We start from the raw sequence: 9,721 nt of genomic DNA, 5'->3' as shown, positions 1-9,721 counted from the left end.
CGCGACAGTGGCTGGATCACCGTATTACCCGAGGTGGTGGTGCAAGACGAGCTGCACTCGGGCGAGCTGGTCCACGTGGGCGAGTCTTCGCAGCTGACCGAACATTTCTACGCCATCACCACCCAGCACGGACAGCCGGTGGGCCCTCTGAACCAGCTGCTGCTGCGCGCCGCTGCCGGAGAAGTCTTTACCTGATGCAAAATCACACCCATGACACCACACCAGCACCTGATCCAGGAACAGGACGTTGAGTTCACTGCCATCCGCGCACAAGGCGCAGGCGGCCAGAACGTCAACAAGGTGTCTAGCGCCGTCCATCTGCGCTTTGACATCCACGCGTCATCACTGCCCGCTGACGTTCGCGAGCGGCTGCTGAGCCTGCGCGACCACCGCATCACGCCAATGGGCGTGATCGTGATCAAAGCGCAATCCAGCCGCAGCCAGAAGGTCAACCGGCTGGAGGCGCTGGCCCGCCTTCAGGAAATCGTGAATCGAGCCAGCGACACGCCGGTGATACGGCGACCCACGAAACCCACGCGGGGCTCCAGGCTCCGCCGCCAGCAAAAAAAGACCGAACGCAGTGCAACCAAGCAGTTGCGCGCCAAGGTCGCGGGATACTGACAGACAAAGGTACAAAGCAATCGGCGATAGACTACATGGGGAATCGACGGCCGCCGATTCTGGCTTACCAAGGCACCCACATGACTGCAAGTCCTGATTCCACCCCAGACAACCCCTGCACGGCAATTGCCCGCGTATTGGCAGGCAGCCTGCAAGTGCTGGCGTTTCCCAGCGCCAGCCACGTCTACAACCCGCTTATCTACATGTGGTCGGCGCACCGTGAATACTTGCAGCGCTACGGCAACCTTCAGGACCGCATCCTGCTCGTAGGCATGAACCCTGGCCCCTGGGGCATGGCCCAGACGGGGGTCCCCTTTGGCGAGGTCTCCATGGCGCGCGACTGGCTGAAGATCGAGCACCCCCTGGGGGGTCCGCTGCCCGCTCAACATGAAAAATACCCGATCACCGGCTTTGCCTGCCATCGCAGCGAAGGCAGCGGGGACCGATTCTGGGGTTGGGCGCAACAGCGCTTTGGCAGCCCAGACCAATTTTTTCAAGATATCTTCGTCTGGAACTACTGCCCTTTGCTGTTCTTGCGCAATAACCGCAACCTGGTCCCTGAACAACTGCACAAGGCCGAACGCGAACCTTTGTTCGGCATCTGCGACGCGGCGCTGGGGGCGGTGATTCATGCCATCAGACCCCGCGTGGTGGTCGGTATCGGGCGCTTTGCTCATGCTCGTGCACAAGCCATCACCGGCAACGCCCCCCCGACCGCGTACCTGCTGCACCCCAGCCCTGCCAACCCCAGCGCCAACCGCGGCTGGGCCGATGTCGCTGACCAGACTCTGGCCCCGTGGCTGTAACGAAGGACTTTCATCCAACTTACGGCGCCCGATGCAGGGGCCCCGGGTGCGAGCGCAGCTCGATATCTGCGTTAATCAGGAATGTTGTCCAGATCGGGATCATCCACGGACACGTACGGCAGTCCCGTCATGTTGGCAAACATGTGCTTGCTCGACACCCCTGATACGGTATGCACAATACCTACCGGGTCTTTGTAGACGAAGCCCGGCGTGCCCGTCAGCCCCAGATCCATGAACAGTTTCTTGTTACGCGCCAGCGTCTTCTGTACCTCGGCGGTCACCGGCCCTTCCTTGAAAGCGCCCCCCCCGTCTTCCAGGCCCTTCCAGCCTCCTTCGCCGTCGGCCATCGCCTTGGAGGGGTCAGCGTTCAACAGCACCCAGGCCGCCCGAGGTGCGCTGCTGGTCATGAGGAACGCCACCGGAATCCAGCGCACCTGCAGGCCTTCCGGGTAGTAAGCGCGCGAGAGTTTCCAGCTGAGGTGGCAGAAGATGCAGTTAGGGTCGAAAAAGGCATAGATGGTCGCTTTCTTCGTACTATCGCTGGCACCTTGGATGATGTACTTCGATTGGGTGACTTGCCCCCAGAGCGCCTGCACCTTCGGGCTGGTCGTCGAAGCATCCGCCTGTGAACCTGTCGATGTCTCTGCAGCGAAAACGGGCGTTACCTGCACCAGGCCGGCTGCTGCCACCAAGGCAGCTGAAACCACCCCAATGGCAAACCTGGCCGACAGGCGACCGAATACAGCGTGTTTCATGAAAGCCCCCCTGGAAGGCGGAAGTCGATGATGGTTGATCAGCACTTATTCTAGACACAAAGGCCGAACCACAGGAGACTCGACTTCTATTGACTCGATGCCGGGTATAGCATGTCAACCTTCGTGCTGATTGACGGCTGACGATTGGCTCTCTTAAGAGTTAAGAGCCTCCTGCAGAAATCGCCTACCACGGTCATCACCAACACTTTTTCATTTTCATCGCCCGACACACCCGACAATGCATGACTACATCCTGACGCTCTCCTGCCCTGATCGCATGGGCATCGTGCACGCCTTCAGCGCGTGGCTTCTGACCCAACACGGCAACATCGTTCAGGCCCAGCAGTTCGGCGATTCCGACAGCGGGCAGTTCTTCCTGCGCGTACATTTCTCATTGCCGGTAGAGAAGATGACAGCAGAGTTGCAGGGCGATTTCTTCCCGGTCGCCGAGCGATTTCAGATGCAGGCGACCTTTCACTCAGCGATTCGCAAGACACGGCTGCTGATTCTCGTGAGCCGCCAGGGGCACTGTCTGAACGATCTGCTGTTTCGCGTGCAAAGCGGGCAAATGCCAGCTGAAGTGGCCGCTGTGGTGTCCAACCACCCCGACCTGGAGCCGCTGGCGCGCGCCCATGATCTGCCGTTCCACCATTTGCCGGTCTCCGCGGACACACGGGCCCAGCAAGAACAGCAGATTCTGAATCTTGTCGAACGAAATCAAGTAGATCTGGTCGTACTGGCGCGCTACATGCAGATTCTTTCAACCGACCTGTGCAAGGCACTGGAAGGTCGCGCAATCAATATCCATCACAGCTTCCTGCCCAGCTTCAAGGGGGCGCGTCCCTACTACCAGGCACACGCGCGTGGGGTGAAGCTGATTGGGGCTACAGCGCACTACGTGACTCAGGACCTGGACGAAGGTCCCATCATCGAGCAGGACGTGGCGCGCGTGGACCACGCCATGAGTCCGCAAGACCTGACCCGCATCGGTGGTGACACTGAATCCATGGTGCTCTCGCGCGCAGTGCGCTGGCACGTGGAACACCGCATCCTGATGAACGGCCGGCGCACCGTGGTGTTTCGGCAGTAAGAACCCGAGCGCTCAGGCCGCCGACATGCCGTGGGCCTTTTTGGCGGGCTCGGTCGCCGGTGAGACCAGGAAACGCAGAAATGCGCGAGTGGCCTCTTGCCTGTGCGAGCTGCTAGCTATGGCAGCCGAAAAAACCGTGGTCTTTTGGATCGGGTCAGGCAGCAGGCCCAGCAGGTTGATGCCCTCCACATCGATGAGCTCGCTGATTTGCTGAAAGCCGATATCGACTTCACCCGAAGCGACCAGCGACCCGACCGGAACCCCAGGGCGCGCCTCGACCATTTGCGGCTGACGCGCGTCACTGCCCGTAGGAATCCCCCATTTTTCGAGCAGCCGCAGGATGTACTGGCCACTGGGCCCCGTGGAATAACCCACCGTGCGCGCGTTGCGCACCGCATCCCGGATCGAGTCCTCGCTGTGGACGTCGGGCGCAGCCAGGCCCAGGCGAGTGGCCACGGCAATTGAGGAACTCACCACGCCCACCAGACTATCGCGATCGATCTTGCCGGCGGCAGCCAGACGCTCCATGGCGCCCGAGGCCAGGATGACGAAATCAAAGGGCTCATCCTCCAAAACCCGCTTTTCGGCTTTCACGCCCCCCACCGATTCGATCTGAACCCGCACAGGGTGCTCATGCACGTACTGATCCGCCAGCTGCGCCAGCAAATGCTGCGTGGCCATGGACGAAATGCCCTTCAAGGTTTCAGGTTCAGTCGACATCATGCAGCCCTGCGAATTGAATGAGATGGACCCGCGCTGTGGCGGGAGGTCGCCATGTAGTGTAGCTGGCCGGGGAGACACAGCCGCACGACCGCATCAACGGGCAGGCGGTGCATCACTGGCCAAAGTCATGTCCGAGGCCGACCAGCCACCCCCCAGATCACCAATGAGCGATACAGCCCCCAGCAACCGCTGCTCGCGCACGTTGAGGGCTGTCTGCTCGTTATTGAGCTGCGTGGCCTGAGCCACCGACACAGCAGTGAAGTCGACCGTACCGGCCGCATACTCGTTGCGGGCGATTTCGGTGGCACGCGTCGCGTCGCGCACCGCACCATCGAGCACCACCGCCTGTTGTTCACGGATCCGCAGACCGGACAGATCGTCTTCAACGTTCTTGAACGCCGCCAGTACCGTACCCCGATAATTCGCTACGGCAGCCTCGTAGCGAGCCTTCGCCGCCAGAACCTGACCGTGGCGCTCGCCGCCATCGAAGAGCGTCAAGCCGACATCTGCACCCAGCGACCACACGTGATTGGCGATATTCAGCAGGCCTGCCAGCGGCGACTGCATGAAACCATCGACGGCCGACAAGGACAAATTAGGGTAATACGCGGCCTCGGCTACTCCAATGTCGGCATTCTGCGCGGCCATCTGCCGCTCGGCGATGGCGATATCGGGGCGCCGCTGCAGCAGCGTGGAGGGCACGCCCACCGGCACCTGCGGCAGCGGCGGCAAAGTGGCGTCATGCGGGAGGCTGAGAGCTTCTGGGTTCTTGCCCACCAGCACCGCAATGGCGTGGGCATATTGGGCACGCGCCACACCCAAGGCAATCAGATTGGATTGCGCATTTTCGAGTTGCGCTCGCGCACTGATGACATCGGACGGCGGCACCGTGCCGGCCTTATCCTGATTCGACACGACGCGCAGAGACTCGCGATAGGCCTCGACCGTTTTTTGCAGCAGATCGATGTTGGCGTCGGTCACGCGCAATTCGATGACTGCCTCGGCCAACGCCAGCTGTTCTGACAAAGTGGCATTGGCCAGCGTGGCCTGGCTGGCCTGCGCATTGGCCTTGTTGGCCTCGATGCTGCGGCGCACCCCGCCCCAGAGGTCCGGAGCCCAGCTCACAGAGCCTTCGAGTGAGCCTGAGTTCTGCGCAGACGTGCTCAGAGCACCGCTGCTGCGCTGACGCGAGGTTGAGCCTGAAACACCCAGCGTGGGGAAAAGCGCGCTACGCGCCACCTTGATTTCTGCCAGGGCTGCCTGGTAGTTTGCGTAATTCTGCGCGACGGTCTGGTTTGAAACCGCGACCTGCGGCTCGAGCTGGTTGAGCAGCGGATCTTGGAACACGACCCACCACGGCCCTTTGGGCGCGGCTGCCGCAGGTTCTGCGCGGGCCCACCCCGGAAGTTCTTTGTAGTGCGCCGGCACGGCCACCTGAGGCCGCTGGTAATCGGGGCCGACCGCACACCCCCCGAGCACCAACACAAACAAAAACAACAGCGCGAGCGGCGCACGACGAATCTTGGGTTTCATGAAATCTGTGGATCGAAAGAGGCTTGACCGGTCGACATAGCGTTCAATAGACTAGCATCTCATTGCCCAAATATCTATCAACCACACGATGAGCGGCTTGGTGCTACAACATACGACGGATGCGAGCCAAGCTGCTCGCCAAAGCAATGGGCACCGTGATCGATTCCTAAGATGAAAAATTTTGTCTGGCGGGCTACCCCCTGGGTCCTGGCGTTGCTTCTGGCCGCCTGCAGCAACGGTAAAGACCCGGCTCCCGCAAAGCCCACCCCCACGGTGGGCGTGATCACGGCACAGGAGCAGAGCGTCCCCCTCACCCAGAACCTGGCCGGCCGACTGTCGGCATACCGTAGCGCAGACGTCAACGCCCGTGTGGCTGGGGTGCTGCTCAAGCGCGCCTACGTCGAAGGCAGCGAAGTCCACAAGGGTCAGCTGCTGTTCGAAATCGATCCCACGCCACTCAAGGCCACACTGGCGAGCGTCACCGCCCAACTGGCCAAGGATCAGGTCATCCTCGACCAAGACAAGGCAGACCTGGCACGCTACGAAAAGCTGCACCAGCAAAAGTCGATCGCCGAGCAGACCTATACCGACCAGAAGTTTCTGGTGCGCAAGGACCAGGCAACCGTAAAGGTCGATCAGGCCAACGTCCAGACCGCGCGCATCAACCTGAGCTACGCCTACGTCACATCGCCCATCACCGGCCGCGCCGGACAACAGCAGGTGACTGAAGGCGCACTCGTGGGCCAAGGCTCGCCGACTTTGCTGACCACCGTCAGTCAGCTGGACCCGCTCTACGTGAACTTCACGCTCAGCGTGAACGATCTCAACGCCTTGCAGACAGCGGCCTCGCAGGGGGACATCCAGCTGGCCGAGCCCAACAAGACCCAGGTCAAGGTCACCTTGCCCGACGGCACACCCTATGCCGAGCTCGGTACGGTGGATTTTTCAGCCCCTACGGTAGACCCTGCAACCGGATCGGTCACCCTGAGAGCGCTGCTGCCCAACCCCAAGTTCCGTCTGCTCCCGGGGACCTACGTGAACCTGCAACTCACCTTGGGTGAGCGTCACCACGCGTTTCTGGTACCACAGCCTGCCGTTCAGCGAGACATCACCGGCACCTACGTGCTGCTTGTGGGCCAGGGCGGCAAGGTGAGCCATCAGAACGTGGTCACGCAAGGGATTCACGGAGTGGACTGGGTGGTGGCGTCGGGGCTCAAGGCTGGCGACCAGATCATCGTGTCCGGCCTGCAGACCGTCCAGATTGGCGCACAGGCCAAGGCTGAGCCCTGGAAGCCCGCCTCGACCGCCCCCAAGGTGAGCGACACCCACGCAGAAAACGGCCAGTAAACGAGCCTCGCCATGTCGAATTTCTTCATTGATCGACCGATTTTTGCCTGGGTCATCGCCATTCTGATCACACTGGGCGGCGTACTCTCCATCGACAGTCTGGGCGTGCAGTCGTACCCCAACATTGCGCCACCCCAAGTGTCCATCGTGGCACACTACCCCGGCGCCAGTTCCAGTACGGCGGAAGGCTCGGTGACCGAAGTCATCGAGCAGCAGCTCACAGGCATCGACAACCTGCTGTACTTCAGCTCGTCGACGAGCTCCAGTGGCCGTGTGGCGATCACCCTGACGTTCAAGCCGGGCACCAATCCCGACATCGCCGCCGTACAGACGCAGAACCAGGTCACCCGGGCCGAACGCCGCTTGCCACCCGAAGTGCTTGCCCAAGGCATCACGGTGGCCAAGGCCAACCCGGACACCCTGATGGCCATTGCGTTGAGTTCGAGCAACCCGTCCATCGGCCGCAACCGACTCAACGACATCATCGCCTCGCAGGTGCTGAACCCCATCTCACGCATTCCTGGGGTCGGCACCACCAACCAGTTCGGCGCTGAATACGCCATGCGGATCTGGCTGAACCCCGAAAAAATGCACGGCTACGGGCTATCGGCCACCGACATCCTCAACGCCTTGCAGGCGCAAAATATCCAGGTCGCTGCGGGCACCTTGGGTGCGGACCCCGCCATCAAGGGCTGGGGCTTCACCGCCAACGTCGCGGGCGAAGGTCTGTTTTCAACCCCCAGCCAGTTTCTCGGCATCATTTTGCGGGCCAACCCGGATGGCACCGTGGTGAAGCTCGGCGACGTCGCCACAGCCGAGTTCGGGCCGCAAGGCTACGGCTTCGACACCATCTACGACGGCAAGCCCATCGGTGCCTTTGCGATCCAGACACTGCCAGGCGCCAATGGTCTGGCTGTCGCCAAGGCCGTGCGTGCTGAAATGGCCAAACTGCAGGTAGGCTTCCCCGAAGGTGTGACCTGGTCTGTCCCCTACGACACCACCACCTTCATCACGATCTCGATCCAGGATGTACTGACCACGCTGATCGAAGCGCTGGTGCTGGTGTTTCTGGTGATGCTGGTCTTCCTGCAGAATTTCCGCGCCACCATCATCCCCGCCATCGTGATTCCGGTGGCCCTGCTCGGGGCCTTCATCGGCATGGATGCGCTGGGGTTCACCATCAACCAGCTCAGTCTGTTCGGCATGGTGATGGCCATCGGCATCGTGGTCGACGATGCCATCGTCGTGATCGAGAACATCGAGCGCATCATGACCGAGGAGGGCCTGTCGCCCCGGGACGCGGCGCGCCAGGGCATGAAGGAAATTTCGGGCGCGGTGGTGGCGATCACGGCGGTGCTGCTGGCGGTGTTCGTGCCGTCGGCCCTGCAGACGGGATCGACCGGGATCATTTACCGGCAATTCGCCTTGACGATCGCGGTGTCGATGTTCTTTTCGGCGTTCCTGGCGCTCACGTTCACGCCGGCGCTGTGCGCGGCTTACCTGAAGCCGACGCACGAGCGCAAAAAGAACGTCTTCTTCCGCAAGTTCAACACCTTGTTCAACTGGACGCACAACACGTACGTCGGCCACGTCGCGCACGCGGTGCACCACGCGCCGCGCTGGATGATGGTGTTCGTCGTGGTCGCGGTGCTGGCCGGCTTTCTTTATGCCCGGCTGCCGGGCAGCTTTCTGCCACAGGAAGACCAAGGGTACCTGTTGGCGATGGTGCAATTGCCGCCTGGTGCGACCAAGCAGCGCAGCGAAGCCGTGATGAAGCAGGTCTGGGGTGTGCTGCAGAAGAACCCTGACGTCGAGCATTCCATGCAGATCATTGGTTTCAGCCCGGTTGGTTCGGGTGAGAACAACGGCATGGCGTTCCTGCAGCTCAAGGACTGGAGCCAGCGCAAGTACACCGCAGAGCAACTGATTCCGCGCCTGAACGCACAACTGCACAAGGAAATTCGCGACGCATCCATCGTCGTCGTCAATTTGCCTACGGTGCACGGCCTCGGGCAATTCGGCGGCTTCGACATGTACCTGGAAGACACCGGTGGCCTGGGGCGCGAAGCGCTCGGCCAGGCGCTGCAGACGGTTGTGGCCAAGGCCAAGCAGGACAAGGTGCTGGTGAACGTGCGCCCGAACCAGTTGCCGCCCGCGCCGCAGCTTGATTTCACGATCGACCGCGTGCAGGCCGCATCCATGGGGCTTTCGGCCACTGATGTGGCCAACGCGGCCAGCCTGATGCTGGCGCCCACCAACGTCGGCCAGATGTTTGCCGAAGGCCGCGTGAAGTTCGTGGTGGCGCAGGCGGCCGCCCCGTTCCGCATGGACCGCGCGGCGTTTGGCGATTTCTACACGCCCAGCAGCACGCAGAAGAACGCCGACGGCACGCCCGCGATGATACCGATTTCCAACGTGATCAAAAGCCACTGGGTGCTCGTACCGCCATCGCTCACGCGGTTCAACGGGAATCCGGCCATCGAGGTGGTGGGCGATGCCGCTCCCGGCTTCGCGTCGGGCCAGGCGATGGATGCAATACAGAACATCGTGGCGCGTGATCTGCCGCGTGGCTTCGGCTTCGACTGGGCAGGCGAGTCGTTCGAGGAACTTGCGTCCAGCACCGGCGCTCCCTTGCTGATGGCGCTGTCCATCCTGGTGGTGTTTCTGGCGCTTGCGGCTTTGTACGAGAGTTGGTCGGTTCCGGTTGCGGTACTGCTGATCGTGCCGCTCGCGCTGCTTGGCACGGTGCTGTTCACGATGGGACGTGGTCTTGCCAACGACGTGTTCTTCAAGATCGGCCTGGTGACCGTGATCGGCCTGGCCGCCAAGAATGCCATCCTGATCAT

The 9,721-nt window shown here is 61.7% G+C and carries 8 protein-coding genes and 1 pseudogene; 6 read left to right on the top strand and 3 right to left on the bottom strand.

The features are described 5' to 3' along the window. From VF285_RS00045 to VF285_RS00035, 3 genes and pseudogenes are all read left to right on the top strand, one after another. Positions 1–195 (top strand): annotated as a pseudogene (locus tag VF285_RS00045) (LysR family transcriptional regulator); the annotation flags it as partial. A 15-nt stretch (positions 196–210) separates the two neighbouring features. Continuing rightward, the gene (gene arfB, locus VF285_RS00040; RefSeq protein ID WP_346950566.1) at positions 211–621 is read left to right on the top strand and encodes an alternative ribosome rescue aminoacyl-tRNA hydrolase ArfB; all 411 of its coding nucleotides are present in this window, start codon (positions 211–213) and stop codon (positions 619–621) included. A gap of 80 nt (positions 622–701) precedes the next feature. Then, positions 702–1,427, top strand: coding sequence for a uracil-DNA glycosylase family protein (locus VF285_RS00035; RefSeq protein WP_346950565.1), 726 nt, complete (start codon positions 702–704; stop codon positions 1,425–1,427). A 71-nt stretch (positions 1,428–1,498) separates the two neighbouring features. On the opposite strand, the gene VF285_RS00030 is transcribed toward VF285_RS00035, so the two are convergent. After that, entirely contained in the window at positions 1,499–2,182 is a 684-nt protein-coding gene (locus tag VF285_RS00030) for a thioredoxin fold domain-containing protein (RefSeq protein WP_346950564.1), read from the bottom strand. Between the two features lie 238 nt (positions 2,183–2,420). Between VF285_RS00030 and purU the strand changes: the two genes are divergently transcribed. Further along, positions 2,421–3,272, top strand: a complete 852-nt coding sequence (purU, locus tag VF285_RS00025) for a formyltetrahydrofolate deformylase (protein ID WP_346950563.1) — start codon at positions 2,421–2,423, stop codon at positions 3,270–3,272. Between the two features lie 12 nt (positions 3,273–3,284). On the opposite strand, the gene VF285_RS00020 is transcribed toward purU, so the two are convergent. Both VF285_RS00020 and VF285_RS00015 read right to left on the bottom strand, forming a co-directional pair. Continuing rightward, positions 3,285–3,995, bottom strand: coding sequence for a substrate-binding domain-containing protein (locus VF285_RS00020; protein ID WP_414648024.1), 711 nt, complete (start codon positions 3,993–3,995; stop codon positions 3,285–3,287). Between the two features lie 93 nt (positions 3,996–4,088). Continuing rightward, positions 4,089–5,528 carry an efflux transporter outer membrane subunit gene (locus VF285_RS00015; protein WP_346950562.1) on the bottom strand — a complete coding sequence of 480 codons (1,440 nt, stop codon included), beginning with the start codon at positions 5,526–5,528 and terminating at the stop codon, positions 4,089–4,091. A 171-nt stretch (positions 5,529–5,699) separates the two neighbouring features. Between VF285_RS00015 and VF285_RS00010 the strand changes: the two genes are divergently transcribed. After that, positions 5,700–6,875 carry an efflux RND transporter periplasmic adaptor subunit gene (locus VF285_RS00010; protein ID WP_346950561.1) on the top strand — a complete coding sequence of 392 codons (1,176 nt, stop codon included), beginning with the start codon at positions 5,700–5,702 and terminating at the stop codon, positions 6,873–6,875. A 12-nt stretch (positions 6,876–6,887) separates the two neighbouring features. Beyond that, positions 6,888–9,721: efflux RND transporter permease subunit (locus VF285_RS00005; RefSeq protein ID WP_346950560.1), on the top strand; the 2,834-nt coding region annotated here is incomplete at its 3' end.

Origin of the sequence: Castellaniella sp. (genome assembly GCF_036379515.1) — a bacterium.
Lineage (GTDB): Bacteria > Pseudomonadota > Gammaproteobacteria > Burkholderiales > Burkholderiaceae_B > Castellaniella.
This window is presented reverse-complemented; position numbering and strand designations above follow the sequence as displayed.